Source organism: Pseudomonas sp. GYB4201, from assembly GCF_056312595.1.
On sequence record NZ_JBWGIG010000001.1, the window covers coordinates 1 to 17,779 of the forward strand.

General features: G+C 65.1%; 14 protein-coding genes and 1 rRNA gene. 11 read left to right on the forward strand and 4 right to left on the reverse strand.

The window, feature by feature from the left end; translation table 11 throughout:
* From AC0Z2B_RS00005 to aptA, 3 genes are all read right to left on the reverse strand, one after another.
* Positions 1-216, reverse strand: a 16S ribosomal RNA gene (locus tag AC0Z2B_RS00005); the annotation flags it as partial.
* 750 nt (positions 217-966) lie between these two features.
* Positions 967-2,460 (reverse strand): CoA-acylating methylmalonate-semialdehyde dehydrogenase, encoded by a 1,494-nt coding sequence (locus tag AC0Z2B_RS00010; RefSeq protein WP_027979577.1) that lies wholly within the window; start codon positions 2,458-2,460, stop codon positions 967-969.
* Positions 2,461-2,521: 61 nt separating this feature from the next.
* Positions 2,522-3,868: an omega-aminotransferase AptA gene (gene aptA / locus AC0Z2B_RS00015; RefSeq protein ID WP_416422292.1), complete on the reverse strand. Its 1,347-nt coding sequence runs from the start codon at positions 3,866-3,868 to the stop codon at positions 2,522-2,524.
* A 112-nt stretch (positions 3,869-3,980) separates the two neighbouring features.
* On the opposite strand from aptA, the gene AC0Z2B_RS00020 reads away from it, so the two are divergent.
* The 9 genes from AC0Z2B_RS00020 (at position 3,981) to AC0Z2B_RS00060 (ending at position 14,190) form a co-directional block, all read left to right on the forward strand.
* A complete protein-coding gene (locus AC0Z2B_RS00020; protein ID WP_416422291.1) occupies positions 3,981-4,898 on the forward strand; it encodes a LysR family transcriptional regulator in 918 nt (305 codons plus the stop codon).
* 175 nt (positions 4,899-5,073) lie between these two features.
* Positions 5,074-6,465 (forward strand): uracil-xanthine permease family protein, encoded by a 1,392-nt coding sequence (locus AC0Z2B_RS00025; protein WP_476294685.1) that lies wholly within the window; start codon positions 5,074-5,076, stop codon positions 6,463-6,465.
* Positions 6,466-6,553: 88 nt separating this feature from the next.
* Positions 6,554-7,216 carry a TetR/AcrR family transcriptional regulator gene (locus AC0Z2B_RS00030; protein WP_416422289.1) on the forward strand — a complete coding sequence of 221 codons (663 nt, stop codon included), beginning with the start codon at positions 6,554-6,556 and terminating at the stop codon, positions 7,214-7,216.
* 23 nt (positions 7,217-7,239) lie between these two features.
* Positions 7,240-7,833 carry an IMPACT family protein gene (locus AC0Z2B_RS00035; RefSeq protein WP_476294686.1) on the forward strand — a complete coding sequence of 198 codons (594 nt, stop codon included), beginning with the start codon at positions 7,240-7,242 and terminating at the stop codon, positions 7,831-7,833.
* A gap of 550 nt (positions 7,834-8,383) precedes the next feature.
* Positions 8,384-9,931: an ABC transporter ATP-binding protein gene (locus AC0Z2B_RS00040; RefSeq protein WP_476294687.1), complete on the forward strand. Its 1,548-nt coding sequence runs from the start codon at positions 8,384-8,386 to the stop codon at positions 9,929-9,931.
* A gap of 11 nt (positions 9,932-9,942) precedes the next feature.
* A complete protein-coding gene (locus AC0Z2B_RS00045) occupies positions 9,943-11,046 on the forward strand; it encodes an ABC transporter permease (protein WP_476294688.1) in 1,104 nt (367 codons plus the stop codon).
* A complete protein-coding gene (locus AC0Z2B_RS00050; protein WP_416422285.1) occupies positions 11,046-11,972 on the forward strand; it encodes an ABC transporter permease in 927 nt (308 codons plus the stop codon). The genes AC0Z2B_RS00045 and AC0Z2B_RS00050 overlap by 1 nt, the downstream gene beginning before the upstream one ends.
* Before the next feature lie 87 nt (positions 11,973-12,059).
* Positions 12,060-12,740 (forward strand): SDR family oxidoreductase, encoded by a 681-nt coding sequence (locus AC0Z2B_RS00055; protein ID WP_476294689.1) that lies wholly within the window; start codon positions 12,060-12,062, stop codon positions 12,738-12,740.
* Positions 12,741-12,831: 91 nt separating this feature from the next.
* A complete protein-coding gene (locus tag AC0Z2B_RS00060; RefSeq protein WP_476294690.1) occupies positions 12,832-14,190 on the forward strand; it encodes an 8-oxoguanine deaminase in 1,359 nt (452 codons plus the stop codon).
* Between the two features lie 72 nt (positions 14,191-14,262).
* Here the strand turns inward: AC0Z2B_RS00060 and AC0Z2B_RS00065 are convergent, their stop codons facing one another.
* Complete coding sequence (locus AC0Z2B_RS00065) at positions 14,263-15,351, reverse strand: calcium:cation antiporter (RefSeq protein WP_476294691.1); 1,089 nt, start codon at positions 15,349-15,351, stop codon at positions 14,263-14,265.
* Between the two features lie 286 nt (positions 15,352-15,637).
* On the opposite strand from AC0Z2B_RS00065, the gene AC0Z2B_RS00070 reads away from it, so the two are divergent.
* Together AC0Z2B_RS00070 and AC0Z2B_RS00075 are read left to right on the forward strand one after the other, a co-directional pair.
* On the forward strand, positions 15,638-16,720 hold the full coding sequence (locus tag AC0Z2B_RS00070; RefSeq protein ID WP_416422281.1) for a BMP family ABC transporter substrate-binding protein: 1,083 nt from the start codon (positions 15,638-15,640) through the stop codon (positions 16,718-16,720).
* Between the two features lie 45 nt (positions 16,721-16,765).
* Positions 16,766-17,734 (forward strand): 2-oxoglutarate and iron-dependent oxygenase domain-containing protein, encoded by a 969-nt coding sequence (locus AC0Z2B_RS00075; protein WP_476294692.1) that lies wholly within the window; start codon positions 16,766-16,768, stop codon positions 17,732-17,734.
* Positions 17,735-17,779 lie beyond the last annotated feature (45 nt).

Here is a 17,779-nt window from a genome sequence, read left to right on the forward strand (position 1 = left end):
AGCGCAAGGCCCGAAGGTCCCCTGCTTTCTCCCGTAGGACGTATGCGGTATTAGCGTTCCTTTCGAAACGTTGTCCCCCACTACCAGGCAGATTCCTAGGCATTACTCACCCGTCCGCCGCTGAATCAGAGAGCAAGCTCTCTTCATCCGCTCGACTTGCATGTGTTAGGCCTGCCGCCAGCGTTCAATCTGAGCCATGATCAAACTCTTCAGTTCAATACTGCAATCGGGTTTTGAGAAAACCCTATAAACTTGGCTCAGCAATCGTTGGTTAAACCATGATTTCTCGTGGAGTAACTTATGATGCTGATAATCTTTTTGACTATCAGTCTGAGTCACAAGCACCCACACGAATTGCTTGATTCAATTGTTAAAGAGCGGTTGGTTGATTCTTTCGTCTCAACCGAGGCGCGCATTCTACGCCTTCCTCAGAGCCTGTCAAGCGTTTATTTTGAAGTTTTTCAGAGAATCCCTAACAACTTCAACCACTTGGCTCGCTTCGATCTCTCGTTAGCGGGAGGCGAATTCTACAGCAACTTGCGTTGCTGTCAACTGCCTTTTTCACCGCTTTCGACGTTGATATCGAAACCCTTCGGAACTGCTTACTTCGGTTAACTCGTTGAGTTTCAAGGAGTTTTCCGTTTCGGTTGCGCCGGAAGTGGGGCGAATTATAGAGAGATCTGCGGGGGCGTCAAGCGTTGTTTTCACAGAAATGCCATATAGATCAAAAGCATCCCCGCCGGTGACCGCATCAGGGCCACCAGGTGCATGTCGGGAGAGGTTCATGCCTCATGGCATCGAGCGCCGCCCGCGCGGCGCGACCCGGCCTGCGGCCGGTGCTACCCGTTTGTTTCGGGCCAGTTATGTCAGTGGCATCTCCCGGGGACGCCTTGGTGGTACTAATGGAGATTTGTAGTGAAACAAAAAGGCGGGCCTTGCGGCCCGCCCTTTTCTCACGCTACAACCTTAGAGGCTGGGGAACGCGAACTGCGACGCCTCGTGGCTGGCCCGCTGCGGCCAGCGCTGGGTGATTGCCTTGCGGCGGGTGTAGAAGCGCACACCGTCCGGGCCATAGGCATGCAGGTCGCCAAACAGCGAACGCTTCCAGCCGCCGAAGCTGTGGTACGCCACCGGTACCGGCAGCGGCACGTTCACGCCGACCATGCCCACTTCAATCTCGTCGCAGAACAGCCGCGCCGCTTCACCGTCACGGGTAAAGATGCAGGTGCCGTTGCCGTATTCATGGTCGTTGATCAGCTTCATCGCCTCTTCCAGGCTGTTCACCCGCACGATGCACAGCACCGGGCCGAAGATCTCTTCCTTATAGATGCGCATTTCAGGGGTGACGTTGTCGAACAGGCAGCCGCCCAGGAAGAAGCCGTCTTCATTGCCCGGCACGACCAGGCTGCGGCCATCGACCACCAGCTTGGCGCCAGCCTGCACGCCGTCTTCGACATAACCGGCAACCTTGTCACGGGCCTGGCCAGTGACCAGCGGGCCCATGTCCAGGCCGCAGGAGGTGCCGGCACCGATTTTCAGCGCCTTGATCTGTGGCACCAGCTTGGCCACCAGGGCATCCGCCACCTGGTCACCCACGCACACGGCTACCGAGATAGCCATGCAGCGCTCGCCGCAGGAACCGTAGGCCGCGCCCATCAGCGCACTGACGGCGTTGTCCAGGTCGGCGTCGGGCATCAACACGGCGTGGTTCTTGGCGCCGCCCAGTGCTTGCACGCGCTTGCCGCGCTTGGTGCCTTCGCTATAGATGTACTCGGCAATCGGCGTGGAACCCACGAAGCTGAGGGCTTTGACTTCCGGCGCCTGGATCAGCGCGTCCACCGCCACCTTGTCGCCGTGCACCACGTTCAGCACGCCAGCCGGCAGGCCGGCTTCCAACAGCAGCTGGGCGATGAACAGGGTGGAGCTTGGGTCGCGCTCGGACGGCTTGAGGATGAAGCAGTTGCCGCAGGCGATGGCCAGCGGGTACATCCACAGTGGCACCATGGCCGGGAAGTTGAACGGGGTGATGCCGGCGACCACGCCCAGGGGCTGAAAGTCGGACCAGGCGTCGATGTTCGGGCCGACGTTGCGGCTGTACTCGCCCTTGAGGATTTCCGGCGCGGCGCTGGCGTACTCGACGTTCTCGATACCGCGCTTCAGTTCACCGGCTGCGTCTTCCAGGGTCTTGCCGTGCTCTTCGCTGATCAGCTGGGAGATCTTGGCTTCGTTCTGCTCCAGCAGTTGCTTGAAGCGGAACATCACCTGGGCACGCTTGGCCGGCGGCGTGTTGCGCCAGGCCGGGAATGCGGCCTTGGCCGAGTCGATGGCTTGCTGCACGGTTTGCAGGTCGGCCAGCTGGAGCTTGTGGATAACCTGGCCGGTCGATGGGTTGTAGACGTCGGCGGTGCGGTCGCCGCCGGAAACCAGATCACCGTTGATCAGGTGCTGAATGCTGCTCATGTGAAACTCCTGGAATAGATGCCAGGAAGCGGCGCGTGCCGCTTCCTATATAAAGAGGGGATCAGTCGATCGCGTTCAGCGCCTGGCCAACGGCATCGAACAGGCGGTCCATGTCCTGGGCCTTGGCGTTGAAGGTTGGCCCGAACTGCAGGGTGTCGCCACCGAAGCGCACGTAGAAACCTGCCTGCCACAGCTTCATCGAGGCCTCGTAAGGGCGGACGATGGCATCACCGTCGCGCGGGGCCAGCTGGATGGCGCCGGCCAGGCCGAAGTTGCGGATGTCGATGACGTTCTTGCTGCCCTTGATGCCATGCAGCGCTTTTTCGAAATGCGGCGCCAGTTCGGCGGCCTGTTGCACCAGGTTTTCCTTCTGCAGCAGGTCCAGTGCGGCCAGGCCAGCAGCGCAGGCCACCGGGTGGGCCGAGTAGGTGTAGCCGTGGGGGAATTCCACCGCGTACTCGGGCGTGGCCTGGTTCATGAAGGTCTGGTAGATCTCGGTGCTGGCGATCACCGCGCCCATGGGGATGGCGCCGTTGGTGACCTGCTTGGCGATGCACATCAGGTCCGGGGTGACGCCGAAGGTGTCGGCACCGAACATGTTGCCGGTGCGGCCGAAGCCGGTGATCACTTCGTCGAAGATCAGCAGGATGTTGTGCTGGGTGCAGATCTCGCGCAGGCGCTTGAGGTACCCCTTGGGCGGCGGCAGCACGCCGGCGGAACCGGCCATGGGCTCGACGATCACCGCGCCGATGTTCGAGGCGTCGTGCAGCTCGATCAGCTTGAGCATTTCATCGGCCAGGGCGATACCGCCCTCTTCCGGCGCGCCCTTGGAGAAGGCATTGCTGGCCAACAGCGTGTGCGGCAGGTGATCGACGTCCATCAATTGGCCGAACATCTTGCGGTTGCCGTTCACGCCACCCAGGCTGGTGCCGGCGACGTTCACGCCGTGGTAGCCACGGGCGCGGCCGATCAGCTTGGTCTTGGTGGCCTGGCCTTTCAGGCGCCAGTAGGCACGCACGATTTTCACCGCGGTGTCGCAGCACTCGGAACCGGAGTTGGTGTAGAAGACGTGGTTCAGCTCGCCGGGGGTCAGCTCGGTGATCTTCTCGGCCAGCTGGAACGACAGCGGGTGGCCGTACTGGAACGCCGGGGAGTAGTCCAGCACGCCCAACTGGCGCGCCACCGCTTCCTGGATTTCCTTGCGGGTGTGGCCGGCGCCACAGGTCCACAGCCCGGACAGGCTGTCGTAGATCTTGCGGCCCTTGTCGTCCGTCAGGTAGCTGCCTTCGGCGGCGACGATGATACGCGGGTCGCGCTGGAAGCTGCGGTTGGCCGTGTAGGGCATCCAGTGCGCGTCGAGTTTCAGCTGGCTGGCGATTCCGTGCGGAGCGTTTTCGGGCAAGTTCATGCGTGCAAGACCTCGAATCGGAAGTAACGAGTGTTGTTGCAGCTACGTTGTCACGGCGATAAAGTCTGGAAAATCCTGTTTTTCCAATCTTTGGTTAGGCGATGACTAAACTATGAGCCGACGTCCCGATCCCCTGGCGCAGGTCAGCGATTTCGACATTCGCCTGCTGAAAATCTACCGCAGCGTGGTGGAGTGCGGCGGCTTTTCCGCAGCCGAAAACGTGCTGGGCATCGGCCGCTCGGCCATCAGCCAGCAGATGAGCGACCTGGAACAGCGCCTCGGCCTGCGCCTGTGCCAACGCGGCCGCGCCGGCTTTTCGCTGACCGAGGAAGGCCGTGAGGTGTACCACTCGGCGCTGCAACTGCTCAGCGCCATCGAAAGCTTCCGCACCGAGGTCAACGGCCTGCACCAACACCTGCGCGGCGAGCTGAACATCGGCCTCACCGATAACCTGGTGACCCTGCCGCACATGCGCATCACCCATGCCCTGGCCCAGCTCAAGGACCGCGGCCCGGACGTGCGCATCCAGATCCGCATGATCGCCCCCAGCCAGGTGGAACAAGGCGTGCTCGACGGCAGCCTGCACGTGGGCGTGGTGCCCCAGGCCAGCCCGCTGTCGGGGCTGGAATACGCACCGCTGTATAGCGAGCGCTCGCTGCTGTACTGCGCCGTGGGCCACCCGCTGTTCTACGCCGCCGACGCCGACCTGGACGACGCGCGCCTGAACGCCCAGGACGCCATCGCCCCAACCTTCCGCCTGCCGGCCGATATCCAGGCGCACTACCAGGCGCTGCATTGCACCGCCAGCGCCTCGGACCGCGAGGGCATGGCGTTCCTGATCCTCACCGGGCGTTTCATCGGCTACCTGCCCGACCACTACGCCAGTTTCTGGGTGCAGCAAGGGCGGCTACGCGCGCTGAAACCGGACAGCCGGTTTTATGACCTGAGCCTGTCGTGGGTGACGCGCAAGGGCAGGCGCCCACATTTGGTGCTGGAGAGCTTCCTGGAAAGCCTGGCGGCCACACGCTAGTGCACGTTGCTAGCAACCGAGTGCAGTTGGAACCTCGTCAAAGCGGCCGTAAAAACTTTTAATCCTTTGATTTACAAGGGCTACAGGTTAAACACCCATTTCAAACCTGAGCAGTTGGACAGCTTTTTGCAACAGGACGTGTCATCCGATACACGCCCCGTGCCGAGAGCTTCCCATGCCACCAGAATCATCGTCGCCCAACGAACTGATCTACGGTCTGAATGATCGCCCCAACCCCATGGCCGCCGTGCTGGCCGCGCTGCAGCACGTGCTGGCGAGCTTCGTCGGCATCATCACCCCGCCGCTGATCATCGGTTCGGCCCTGGGCCTGACCGAGCACCTGCCCTACCTGATCAGCATGGCGCTGATGGTGTCCGGCGTAGGCACGTTCATCCAGGCCCGTCGGCCGTTCGGCATCGGCGCCGGCATGATCTGCCTGCAAGGCACCAGCTTCGCCTTCCTCGGCGCGGTGCTGTCCGCCGGCTTCATGGTCAAGCAGCGCGGCGGCAGCCCCGAGGACATCATGGCGATGATCTTCGGCGTGTGCTTCTTCGGCGCCGCCGTGCAGATCGTGCTCAGCCGCTTCATCGGCCAGCTGCGCCGGGTGATCACGCCGCTGGTGACCGGCATCGTCATCACCCTGATCGGCATCAGCCTGATCAAGGTGGGCATGACCGACCTGGGCGGCGGCTTCAACGCGCCGGACTACGGCGCCCCCGGCAACCTGGCCCTGGGCGCGTTCGTGCTGCTGGTGATCATCCTGCTCAACCGCTCGAGCACGCCGTGGGTGCGCCTGTCGGCGATCATCATCGGCCTGGCAGTGGGCAGCATCGCCGCCTGGTTTACCGGCAAACTGGTGCCCCAGGCGCTGCCGCCACTGCCCCTGGTCAGCCTGCCGATCCCGTTCAAGTTCGGTTTCAATTTCGACTGGGCGGCGTTCTTCCCGGTGGCCTTGATCTACCTCATCAGCACCATCGAGACAGTCGGCGACCTGACCGCCAATTGCATGCTCTCGCGCCAGCCCATCAGCGGCCCCACCTACATTGCAAGGCTCAAGGGCGGCGTGCTGGGCGACGGCTTCAGCTGCATGCTGGCCGCTACCTTCAGCGCGTTCCCCAACACCACCTTCGCCCAGAACAACGGCGTGATCCAGCTGACTGGCGTGGCCAGCCGCTACGTGGGCCTGTACATCGGCGCGATCCTGTTCCTGCTGGGCCTGGTGCCGGTGATTGGCGCGGTGCTGCAGCAGATTCCCAAGCCGGTGCTGGGCGGTGCCACTCTGGTGATGTTCGGCAGCGTCGCCGCCGCCGGCGTGCGCATCCTGGCCCAGGGCCCGCTGGACCGGCGCAACATGCTGATCATTGCCACCTCGTTCGGCGTCGGCCTGGGCGTGGCGGCGCAGCCAACCCTGCTGCACCTGTTGCCCAAGCTGGTGCAGAACCTGTTCGATTCGGCCATCACCAGCGGCGGCATCACTGCCCTGGTGATGTGCCTGCTGCTGCCCGAGGGCAAGCCCGTGGCCACTATGCCGGCGGTTGAAAGCGAAGGACTTGAAACTCGCGTTTGAAGGTTTTCGGCGCCAGGCCTTGTCTGGATCACGTGGGTGCGTTATCAACGCATCACGATGCACCCACACGATCTGTTCGGAACCGCCCATGACCCTCGAAGTCCCCGCGCACAGCGCCCACGCCTCCGGCAAACCTGCCAGCCGTATTCGTCAGAAGAACGAAGAGACCATCATCCAGGCTGCCGAGGACGAGTTCGCCCGCCACGGGTTCAAGGGCACCAGCATGAACACCATCGCCCTCAAGGCGGGGCTGCCCAAGGCCAACCTGCACTACTACTTCACCAACAAGCTGGGCCTGTACATCGCGGTGCTGAGCAACATCCTCGAACTGTGGGACAGCACCTTCAACACCCTGACCGTGGACGATGACCCGGCCCAGGCGCTGACCCGCTACATTCGCGCGAAAATGGAGTTCTCGCGGCGCCAGCCGCAGGCCTCGCGCATCTTCGCCATGGAGATCATCAGCGGCGGCCAGTGCCTGAACGAATACTTCAGCCAGGACTACCGCGCCTGGTTCCAGGGCCGTGCCGGGGTGTTCCAGGCCTGGATCGACGCCGGCAAGATGGACCCGGTAGACCCCGTGCACCTGATTTTCCTGCTGTGGGGCAGCACCCAGCACTACGCCGACTTCGCCACGCAGATCTGCCGCGTCACCGGCCGCACGCGCCTGACCAAGCAGGACTTCGAGGAAGCCGGCGAGCAATTGACCCGTATAATCCTCAAAGGCTGTGGCCTCACCCCTGTCCAATGACTGTTTGCGCGGATCTGCCCTGAATGCCCTCGACTTTGCTCGGCCCTTGCGAATTTCGTGAAGAGATCCGCAAGAGCCGCTTCATCACCCTCGCCGCGCCCATCGCCAGCGTGGCCGACGCCCAGGCGTTTCTCGACCAGCACAGCGTGCCCGACGCCACCCACAACTGCTGGGCCTGGAAGCTGGGCGAGCAGTACCGCAGCAACGATGACGGCGAGCCAGGCGGCACAGCGGGCCGGCCGATACTGGCGGCCATCGAGGCGCAGGATTGCGACCAGGTGGTGGTGTTGGTGATTCGCTGGTACGGCGGCATCCAGCTGGGCACCGGCGGCCTGGCCCGCGCCTATGGGGGCGGCGCCAACAAGTGCCTGCAGCAGGCGGAAAAACGCGTGCTGGTGAGCCGCATCGCGGTGACCTGCTCGTGCAGCTTCAGCGAATTGGCCCTGGTGAAACTGCGCCTGGCCGAGCTGGACGGGCTGGTGGTGCAGGAGGACTTCACCGCCAACGGCGTCGACCTGCAACTGGCCCTGGGCCGCGAGCACGTGGCGCGCTTGCAGCAGCAACTGGCCGACCTGAGCCGCGGCCGCATCCTCCTGGAACTCCCCTCTACCCCGTAGCAGCTGCCGAAGGCTGCGTCATGGCCCTGACGCGGCCTGCGGCCGCTGCTACAGGGGCCGGCGTCATGGCCCCGACGCGCGCCCTTTCGGGCAAAACTGCCCACATCTACTGTGCACCCGGTTGTGGATAAGCTCTGCGCAATCAGCGCCAGCCCTTGTGATTCAAGGCCTGCAGACTTCTGTACGTTATTTGACCAATTGCCTTATCCACAGCGGAAAACGACGCCCGTTCAAACACTTATGCACAGTTATCGCCGTTCGAACATAGCCCGCCCGGGCTTATACCCGCGCTTTCCCCTTGCGCACAAAAACTGTGGAGCAGTCTGTGGATAAGCCGTGCAAGCCTGCGCCAGCCGCAGGCTGCACGGCCTGCACAGGCAGCTGATCATTTTTTAACCAGCACGATTTCGATGCGCTCCTCCCTGCGCCGCCCTGGCTTGGTGCCCTTGCACCACGGCGAAAACCGCGGAAACGCAGGCGCCACGCATTTCCTGACTCACTGGCCAGGAAATTGCTTATGCACCAGCGTCCCATTCCAACCGAGCCTGTCATGTCCAACCCTGCGAACACCCCGCGCCTGCAATTGCGCGCGATCAGCAAGCGTTACCCCGGCTGCCTGGCCAACGACAGCATTGACCTGAGCCTGCAGCCCGGCGAGATCCGCGCGTTGCTGGGCGAGAACGGCGCCGGCAAAAGTACCCTGATGAAGATCATCTACGGGGTCACCCAGGCCGACAGCGGCAGCGTGTTGTGGCAGGGCCAGCCGGTGCGCCTGCGCAACCCGGCCCAGGCGCGCCAGCTGGGCATCGGCATGGTGTTCCAGCATTTCTCGCTGTTCGAGACCCTGACAGTGGCGCAGAACATCGCCCTGGCCATGGGCCCGGGGCAGACGCCGGCGCAGCTGGAACCGAAGATTCGCGAGGTGTCGGCGCGCTACGGCATGCCGCTGGCGCCTGACCGCCTGGTGCACAGCCTGTCCATTGGCGAGCGCCAGCGCGTGGAGATCGTGCGCTGCCTGATGCAGGACATCCGCCTGCTGATCCTCGACGAGCCCACCTCGGTGCTCACCCCACAGGAGGCCGACGACCTGTTCGTGACCCTGCGCCGCCTGGCCGCCGAGGGCTGCAGCATTCTGTTCATCAGCCACAAGCTGGGCGAGGTGCGCGCCCTGTGCCACAGTGCCACGGTGCTGCGCGGTGGACGGGTGTCGGGCCACTGCGTACCGGCCGAGCGCAGCGACCTGGAACTGGCGCGGCTGATGGTCGGCGACGCCGAGGGCCTGGTGGCGCAGTACCCGAAAGCCGAGGGCGGCGCGCCGTTCCTCAGCGTCACCCAACTGAACTGGAGCAACCCCGACCCGTTCGGCTGCTCGCTGCAGGGCGTCAGCCTGCAGGTGCGCAGCGGTGAAATCGTCGGCATCGCCGGCGTGGCCGGCAACGGCCAGGACGAACTGCTGGCCCTGCTCAGTGGCGAACAGCGCCTGAAGCAGCCGGCTACCATCAGCTTTGATGGCGAGCCCGTGGCCCACCTGCGCCCCGACCAACGCCGCGCCCGCGGCCTGGCCTTCGTGCCGGCCGAGCGCCTGGGCCACGGCGCCGTGCCGGACATGAGCCTGGCCGACAACGCCCTGCTCACCGCTTTCCAGCAAGGGCTGGTGAGCAAGGGCATGGTGCACACCCGCAAGGTGCTGGCCCTGGCCGACGAAATCATCCGCCGCTTCGCGGTGAAAACCCCGGACGCCCAGGCCGCCGCCCGTAGCCTGTCGGGCGGCAACCTGCAGAAATTCATCCTCGGCCGCGAGATTCTCCAACAGCCACGCCTGCTGATAGCAGCGCACCCCACCTGGGGCGTGGACGTGGGCGCGGCCGCCACCATCCACCGCGCGCTGATTGCCCTGCGCGATGCCGGCGCGGCGATCCTGGTGATCTCCGAGGACCTGGATGAACTGTTCCAGATCAGCGACCGCCTTGGCGCCCTCAGCGGCGGCCGCCTCAGCGCCCTGCAAGCCACCGCGCAGACCACCCAGGTGGAACTGGGCGGCTGGATGGCCGGGCGCTTCGCTGACCTTCCATCCCCCACCCCTGCCCTGGCCGGTTAACGGAGCCTTCCATGTTGCTTTCCCTCGAACCCCGCGGCCAGCAGTCACGCCTGATGCTCTGGTGCTCGCCGTTGCTGGCCGCGCTGCTGACCCTGGGCTGTGGCTCGCTGCTGTTCATCGCCCTGGGGCATGACCCGCTGCAAACGCTGCATACCTTGCTGATCGAGCCGATCAGCGACCTGTACGGCGTCAGCGAACTGCTGGTCAAGGCGCTGCCGATCCTGATGTGCGCCCTGGGGCTGGCGGTGGCCTACCAGGCGCGCATCTGGAACATCGGCGCCGAAGGCCAGCTGCTGATCGGCGCCCTGGGCGGCAGCGCCGTGGCGGTGAGCATCATCGGCGTGGACAGCCGCTGGGCGCTGGTGCTGGTGCTGCTGGCCGGCACCCTTGCCGGTGCCGCCTGGGCCGGGCTGACCGCCTGGCTGCGCACACGCTTCAACGCCAATGAAATCCTCACCAGCATCATGCTCAACTACATCGCCCTGAACCTGCTGCTGTATTTCGTCCACGGCCCGCTGCGCGACCCCGCCGGGTTCAACTTCCCGCAGTCGGCCATGTTCGGCGACGCCAGCCGCCTGCCGCTGGTGTTCGAGGGCGGGCGCCTGCACGCCGGGCTGTACTTCGCCCTGCTGGCGCTGGTGGCGGTGTGGGTGTTGCTGCAGAAAAGCTTTTTGGGTTTCCAGATCAAGGTACTGGGCCTGGATCAGCGCGCCGCCGGCTTCGTCGGCTTTCGCGAGAAACGCCTGGTGTGGTTGGCGCTGCTGGTCAGCGGTGCGCTGGCGGGCCTGGCCGGGGTGTGCGAGGTGACCGGGCCAATCGGCCAACTGGTGCCGCAGGTGTCGCCCGGTTATGGCTACGCGGCGATCACCGTGGCCTTTCTTGGCCGCTTGAACCCTATTGGCATCGTGTTCTCCAGCCTGCTGATGGCGCTGCTGTACCTGGGCGGCGAGAACGCGCAGATGGCGATGAACCTGCCCCAGGCCATCACCGAACTGTTCCAGGGCCTGATGCTGTTCTTTTTGCTGGCCTGTGACGTGCTGATTCTCTACCGCCCGCGCCTGAACGTGCGCTGGGCCCGCCGTACCACCGCGGTCGCCACCGCAGGAGCGCTGTGATGGATATCGATCTGCTGGGTAACATTCTCTTCGCCATGGTGCGCTGCGGCACGCCGCTGCTGCTGGTGGCCCTGGGCGAATTGATCTGTGAAAAGAGCGGCGTGCTCAACCTGGGCCAGGAAGGCATGATGCTGTTCGGTGCGGTGGTGGGCTTCATCGTCGCCTTCAGCAGCGGCAACCTGTGGCTGGGCGTGGTGCTGGCGATGGTCGCCGGCATGCTGCTGTCGTCGCTGTTCGCCCTGGTGGCGCTGGTGTTCAACGCCAACCAGGTGGCCACCGGCCTGGCGCTGACGATTTTCGGCGTGGGCTTGTCGACCTTTGTCGGTGCCGGCTGGGTGGGCAAGCCGCTCACTGGCTTCGACCCGGTGGCGATCCCCGTGCTGAGCAGCATTCCGCTGATCGGCCGCATGCTGTTCGCCCAGGACCTGCTGGTGTACCTGTCGTTCGCGCTGTTCGCGCTGGTGGCCTGGGTGGTGCTGAAAAGCCGGGTGGGCCTGATCATCCAGGCCGTGGGCGAAAACCCCGACGCGGCCAGCGCCATGGGCCTGCCGGTGCTGCGCGTGCGCACCCTGGCGGTGTTGTTCGGCGGCGCCATGGCCGGCTTGGCCGGGGCGTATTTGTCGTTGGCATACACGCCCATGTGGGCGGAAAACATGAGCGCCGGCCGCGGCTGGATTGCCCTGGCGCTGGTGGTGTTCGCCAGCTGGCGGGTGTGGCGCGTGCTGCTGGGCGCCTACCTGTTTGGCCTGGCGAGCATCCTGCACCTGGTGGCCCAGGGGGTTGGCCTGTCGATTCCGTCGAACCTGCTGGCGATGCTGCCGTACGTGGCGACCATCGTGGTGCTGGTGCTGCTGTCACGTGATGGCGTGCGCACGCGGTTGTATGCGCCGGTGTCGCTGGGGCAGCCGTGGCAGCCGGGGCGGTAGGCCCGGACGCGGCCTGCGGCCGCTGCTACGGGATGTGTGTGGTGGCGGTGTATGCTGATGCTCTTTGCCTGCCAAGGGACATCCATCATGAGCAAGAACGCATTGATCATCGGCGCTTCGCGCGGCCTGGGCCTGGGGTTGGTGCAGCGCCTGCGCGAGGACGGCTGGAACGTCACCGCCACGGTGCGCAACCTGCGCACCGCCGACGCGCTGCAAGCGGTACCGGGCGTGCGCATCGAGAAGCTGGACATGGATGACGCCGGCCAGCTGGCGGCGCTGGCGCAGACGCTGCAGGGCCAGACCTGGGACCTGCTGTTCGTCAACGCCGGGGTCAAGGGCCCCAACGACCAGGGCGTCGACAAGGTCAGCCCCGAGGACATCGGCGCGCTGTTCTACACCAACGCCGTGGCGCCGATTCGCCTGGCCAACCACTTCAAGGACCAGGTCCGGCCCCAGGGCGGCGTGATCGCCTTCATGAGTTCGGTGCTGGGCAGCGTGACCATGCCAGATGCGCCGGAACTGGCGCTGTACAAGGCCAGCAAGGCGGCGCTGAACTCCATGACCAGCACCTTCGTCGGCAGTTTGGGCGACACCGCGCTGACCGTGCTCAGCCTGCACCCCGGCTGGGTGAAGACCGACATGGGCGGCGAAGGCGCGGAAATCGACGTGCAGACCAGCACCCGCGGGCTCATCGACCAGGTCAACGCCTACGCCGGCAAGGGCGGCCATCACTTCGTGAACTATCGCGGCGAGACCATCCCTTGGTAATATGCCCACGCGCCTGACGGCGCCCCTGGATCAGCAGACAGGGCAATCACTGAGCTGGCTTACCTCAATCAACTGACAGAGGAGCCGGCTCATGCCCGCACCCCGTATCTGGATCAAGCACCCCCTGGCCCTGTTCACCGGCAACGACCTCGACGGCCGTGGCGGCCTGGTGCTGCAAGACGGCCTGATCAGCGAAGTACTGGCCGCCGGCCAGCAACCGTCGCAACCCTGCCAGCAGGTGTTCGACGCCCGCGAGCACGTGGTACTGCCGGGGCTGATCAACACCCACCACCACTTCTACCAGACCCTGACCCGCGCCTGGGCGCCGGTGGTCAACGAGCCGCTGTTCCCCTGGCTCAAGACCCTGTACCCGGTATGGGCACGGCTGACCCCGGAAAAACTGGCGCTGGCCACCAAGGTGGCGCTGGCCGAGCTGCTGCTGTCGGGCTGCACCACCGCCGCCGACCACCATTACCTGTTCCCGGACGGCCTGGAACAGGCCATCGACGTGCAGGTGGAGGTGGTGCGCGAGCTGGGCATGCGCGCCATGCTCACCCGCGGGTCCATGAGCCTGGGCGAGGCCGATGGCGGCCTGCCGCCGCAGCAGACGGTGCAACAGGGCGAAGTGATCCTGGCCGACAGCCAGCGGCTGATCCAGCGCTACCACCAGCGCGGCGCCGGCGCCCAGGTGCAGATCGCCCTGGCGCCCTGCTCGCCGTTCTCGGTCACCCCGGAAATCATGCGCGCCAGCGCCAAACTCGCCGAGGAACTGGACGTGCGTCTGCACACGCACCTGGCGGAAACCCTCGACGAAGAAGACTTCTGCTTGCAGCGCTTCGGCCTGCGCACCGTGGACTATCTGGACAGCGTCGGCTGGCTGGGCCCGCGCACCTGGCTGGCCCACGGCATTCATTTCAACCCCGACGAAATCGCCCGGCTGGGCGCGGCGGGCACCGGCATTTGCCATTGCCCGACCTCGAACATGCGCCTGGCCTCGGGCATCTGCCCCACCCTCGACCTGCTGGCCGCCGGCGCGCCGGTGGGCCTGGGCGTAGACGGCTCGGCGTCCAATGATGCCTCGAACATGATCCTCGAAGCGCGCCAGGCCCTGTACATCCAGCGCCTGCGCTACGGCGCCAAGGCCATCACCCCCGAGGGCGTGCTGGGCTGGGCCACCCGCGGTTCGGCGCGGCTGCTGGGGCGCGATGACACTGGCGAGTTGGCAGTGGGCAAGCAGGCCGACCTGGCGCTGTTCAAACTGGACGAACTGCGTTTTTCCGGCAGCCATGACCCGCTGAGCGCGCTGTTGCTGTGCGCGGCGGACAAAGCCGACCGGGTGATGGTGGGCGGCGAATGGCGGGTGATCGATGGGCAGGTCGAAGGGCTGGATGTGCAGGGGTTGATCGCCGATCACCGCCAGGCCGCTGCGGCGTTGCTTGGCGGCGCCTGATTCCGTAGGAGCCGAGCTTGCTCGCGATGCAGGCACCCGTAGGAGCCGAGCTTGCTCGCGATGCAGGCACCGCTAAAGCCCCAAGCACGCCAGCATGATGAACGTGGCGAACAGCACGAAGTGGGTCATGCCCTCGATCGCGTTGGTCTCGCCGTCGTTCAGGTTGATGGCGCTGACCACCAGGGTGATGGCGATCATCACCGTCTGCACCGGGGTCAGCGCCATGTGGAACGGCTGCCCGGTGTACAGCGCCATGGCCTCCATCACCGGCACGGTCAGGATCACCGTCGACAACGACGCCCCCAGCGCCACGTTGACGGTGGACTGCATGCGGTTGGCCAGGGCCGCGCGCAGGGCGGTCAGAATCTCGGGCGCCGCCGAGATGGCGGCGACGATGATCGCCATCAGCACCGGCGGCGCGCCGCTGCCCTCAAGCCCATAGTCCAGGGTCTTGGACATCACCTCGGCCAACGCGCCGATCACGAACACACCGAACACCAAGGTGCCAATCGACAGTGGCAGGCTCACCGGCAGCGGTTGCGCATCCGCGCCCTGGCGGCGTTTTTTCTTCGGGTAGCTGTAGCTGAAGAAGTAACTGTGCGGCCCCACCTGCATGCGCAGGAACACCGTGTAGAGGATCACCGTGGCGCCAATGGTGAAGGCCGAATACAGCTTCCAATCCGCCTCGGGAATGAACTCGGGCACCACCATGGAAATGCCCATGGCGGTCATGATCATCACCCCGTAGGAGCGCGCGGAGTCGTCGTTGTACACCTGCTCGCCATGCTTGATGCCGCCCATCAGCGCGCACAGGCCAAGGATGCCGTTGATGTCGAGCATCACCGCCGAATAGATGGTGTCGCGCACCAGGGTCGGCGAGGCCTCGTTGCTCATCATGATCGCCAGGATCACCACCTCCACCAGCACCGCCGACAGGGTCAGGATCATGGTGCCGTAGGGGTCGCCGACCTTTTCCGCCAGCAGCTCGGCGTGCTGGGCCACCTGCACCGAGGCGCACACCACCGCCACCACCAGCACGATGCCGGCCAGCAGCGCCACGCCGTGGCCATGGCCCATCAGCCACGGCTCCAGCGGGTAGGCCGCGCAGGTGACGATCAACGCCAGCAGCAGGTATTTCTCTTGCTTGAATAAGGTCAGCATCGGGGCGCCCGGCGTTTGGCTCGTTGTGTAGTGACTGTAGACCGGGGCAGATGGTTTCCTTCGCACCAGTACAAAGCAGAGGTTGCCGGCCCATGCACTACGCCAACCCGTAGCCGCTGCCGCCAGGCTGCGCTGGCCTCGTCGTACACCTGGGATTTCAACGTTGCAATGCGGGCCAGCGCAGCCTGGCGGCAGCGGCTACAGGGGCGCGAAGGCTTTTTTGTCCTGTTGGTCAATTTTTTGCATTGGCCTGCTGCACACACAACAACATGGAGCTTCGCCACACATGCACACACGCCCGTTGAAGACGCTGTTGGGGACACTGGCCGCCGCTATCGGCCTGGCCACCAGCCTGGCGGTCAGCGCCGCCGACCCGCTGAAGATCGGTTTCGTCTACGTGGGCCCCATCGGCGACCACGGCTGGACCTACCAGCACGAGCTGGCCCGCAAGCAACTGATGGAAAAGATGGGCGACAAGATCAACACCACCTACGTGGAAAACGTGCCCGAGGGCGCCGACGCCGAGCGCGTCATCCGCAACATGGCCAAGGACAAATACGACCTGATCTTCAGCACCTCGTTCGGCTACATGAACCCCACCGCCAAGGTCGCCCAGCAGTTCCCCAACGTGATCTTCGAGCACGCCACCGGCTACAAGCAGGGCAAGAACCTGGGCACCTACCTGGCCCGCACCTATGAAGGCCGCTACGTGGGCGGTTTCCTGGCGGCGAAGATGACCAAGACCAAGAAGATCGGCTACGTGGCCTCGTTCCCGATCCCCGAGGTGATCCGCGACATCGACGCCATCCAGCTGGCCCTGAACAAGTACAACCCCGGCACCGAGCTGAAAGTGGTGTGGGTCAATTCCTGGTTCGACCCGGGCAAGGAAGCCGACGCCGCCAACGCCCTGATCGACCAGGGCGCCGACGTGATCTTCCAGCACACCGACAGCCCCGCGCCCATCCAGACCGCCGAACGCCGCGGTGTCTACGCCGTGGGCTACGCCTCGGACATGGCGCACTTCGGGCCCAAGGCCGTGCTGACGTCCATCGTCAACAACTGGACCCCGTACTACACCCAGACCACCCAGCACGTCATCGACCACAGCTGGAAGTCGGAAGACTACTGGGGTGGCCTTAAGGACGGCACCGTCGAGCTGCCGATCAGCGACATCGTCCCCGCCGACGTGAAAGCCGAGGCCGAGAAGCTGATCGCCAGCATCAAGAGCGGCGAGTTCCAGCCCTTCACCGGCCCCATCAAGGACCAGGCCGGCGTGCTGAAAATTCCCGCCGGCAGCTCCGCCACCCTGGCTGACCTTGCCGGCATGAACTACTACGTGGAAGGCCTGAGCGCCAAGCTGCCCCAATAACAATGAAGCGGGCCGCCCCGGTGGCGGCCCCACAGGACCCAGCAGATGGACACACTTCCGATCATCGACATTGCCCCGCTGTACGCCGCCGACCGCGACGGCTGGCTGGGCGTGGCCCAGGCCATCGACCGCGCCTGCCGCCAGTGGGGCTTCTTCTACATCAAGGGCCACCCCATCAGCCCGCAGCGCATCGAGGCGCTGCAACAGGCGGCGAAGACCTTCTTCGCCCAGCCCCTGGCGGACAAGCTGAGCATCGACATCACCCAGACCCGCCACCACCGCGGCTACGGCGCCATCGCCACCGAACAGCTGGACCCCAGCCTGCCCAGCGACCTGAAGGAAACCTTCGACATGGGCCTGCACCTGCCGGCCGAGCACCCGGACGTGCTGGCGGAAAAACCCCTGCGCGGGCCCAACCGCCACCCGCAACTGCCGGGCTGGCAAACGCTGATGGAAACCCATTACCAGGACATGCAGGCCCTGGCCCAGACCCTGCTGCGCGCCATTGCCCTGGCCCTGGACATCGACGAGGACTTCTTCGACCAGCGCTTCGAAGATCCGGTCAGCGTGCTGCGCATGATCCATTACCCACCCCGCCAGACCGCCAGCTCCCCCGAGCAGCAGGGCGCCGGCGCCCACACCGACTACGGCTGCATCACCCTGCTGTACCAGGACAGCGCCGGCGGCCTGCAGGTGCGCAACGTCGATGGCCAGTGGATAGACGCGCCGCCCATCGACGGCACCTTCGTGGTCAACCTGGGCGACATGATGGCGCGCTGGAGCAACGACCAGTACGTCTCCACCCCGCACCGGGTGATCAGCCCGCTGGGCATCGACCGCTACTCCATGCCGTTCTTCGCCGAACCCCACCCCGACACGCGCATCGAGTGCCTGCCCGGCTGCCAGGGCATCGGCAACCCGGCCAAATACCCGCCCACCACCTGCGCGGATTTCCTGCTGTCGCGCTTCGCCGACACCTACGCCTACCGGCGCGAGCAGGCCGAGGCGATCTGAACCGGCTGGTCAGGTTATCGCTCCAACGGGCGATAACCTCTGTAG

Excerpts from the sequence above, each read along its gene's own strand:
- AC0Z2B_RS00010 (WP_027979577.1), bottom strand. The coding sequence starts at position 2,460 with ATGAGCAGCATTCAGCACCTGATCAACGGTGATCTGGTTTCCGGCGGC.
- aptA (WP_416422292.1), bottom strand. The coding sequence starts at position 3,868 with ATGAACTTGCCCGAAAACGCTCCGCACGGAATCGCCAGCCAGCTGAAA.
- AC0Z2B_RS00020 (WP_416422291.1), top strand. The coding sequence starts at position 3,981 with ATGAGCCGACGTCCCGATCCCCTGGCGCAGGTCAGCGATTTCGACATT.
- AC0Z2B_RS00025 (WP_476294685.1), top strand. The coding sequence starts at position 5,074 with ATGCCACCAGAATCATCGTCGCCCAACGAACTGATCTACGGTCTGAAT.
- AC0Z2B_RS00030 (WP_416422289.1), top strand. The coding sequence starts at position 6,554 with ATGACCCTCGAAGTCCCCGCGCACAGCGCCCACGCCTCCGGCAAACCT.
- AC0Z2B_RS00035 (WP_476294686.1), top strand. The coding sequence starts at position 7,240 with ATGCCCTCGACTTTGCTCGGCCCTTGCGAATTTCGTGAAGAGATCCGC.
- AC0Z2B_RS00040 (WP_476294687.1), top strand. The coding sequence starts at position 8,384 with ATGTCCAACCCTGCGAACACCCCGCGCCTGCAATTGCGCGCGATCAGC.
- AC0Z2B_RS00045 (WP_476294688.1), top strand. The coding sequence starts at position 9,943 with ATGTTGCTTTCCCTCGAACCCCGCGGCCAGCAGTCACGCCTGATGCTC.
- AC0Z2B_RS00050 (WP_416422285.1), top strand. The coding sequence starts at position 11,046 with ATGGATATCGATCTGCTGGGTAACATTCTCTTCGCCATGGTGCGCTGC.
- AC0Z2B_RS00055 (WP_476294689.1), top strand. The coding sequence starts at position 12,060 with ATGAGCAAGAACGCATTGATCATCGGCGCTTCGCGCGGCCTGGGCCTG.
- AC0Z2B_RS00060 (WP_476294690.1), top strand. The coding sequence starts at position 12,832 with ATGCCCGCACCCCGTATCTGGATCAAGCACCCCCTGGCCCTGTTCACC.
- AC0Z2B_RS00065 (WP_476294691.1), bottom strand. The coding sequence starts at position 15,351 with ATGCTGACCTTATTCAAGCAAGAGAAATACCTGCTGCTGGCGTTGATC.
- AC0Z2B_RS00070 (WP_416422281.1), top strand. The coding sequence starts at position 15,638 with ATGCACACACGCCCGTTGAAGACGCTGTTGGGGACACTGGCCGCCGCT.
- AC0Z2B_RS00075 (WP_476294692.1), top strand. The coding sequence starts at position 16,766 with ATGGACACACTTCCGATCATCGACATTGCCCCGCTGTACGCCGCCGAC.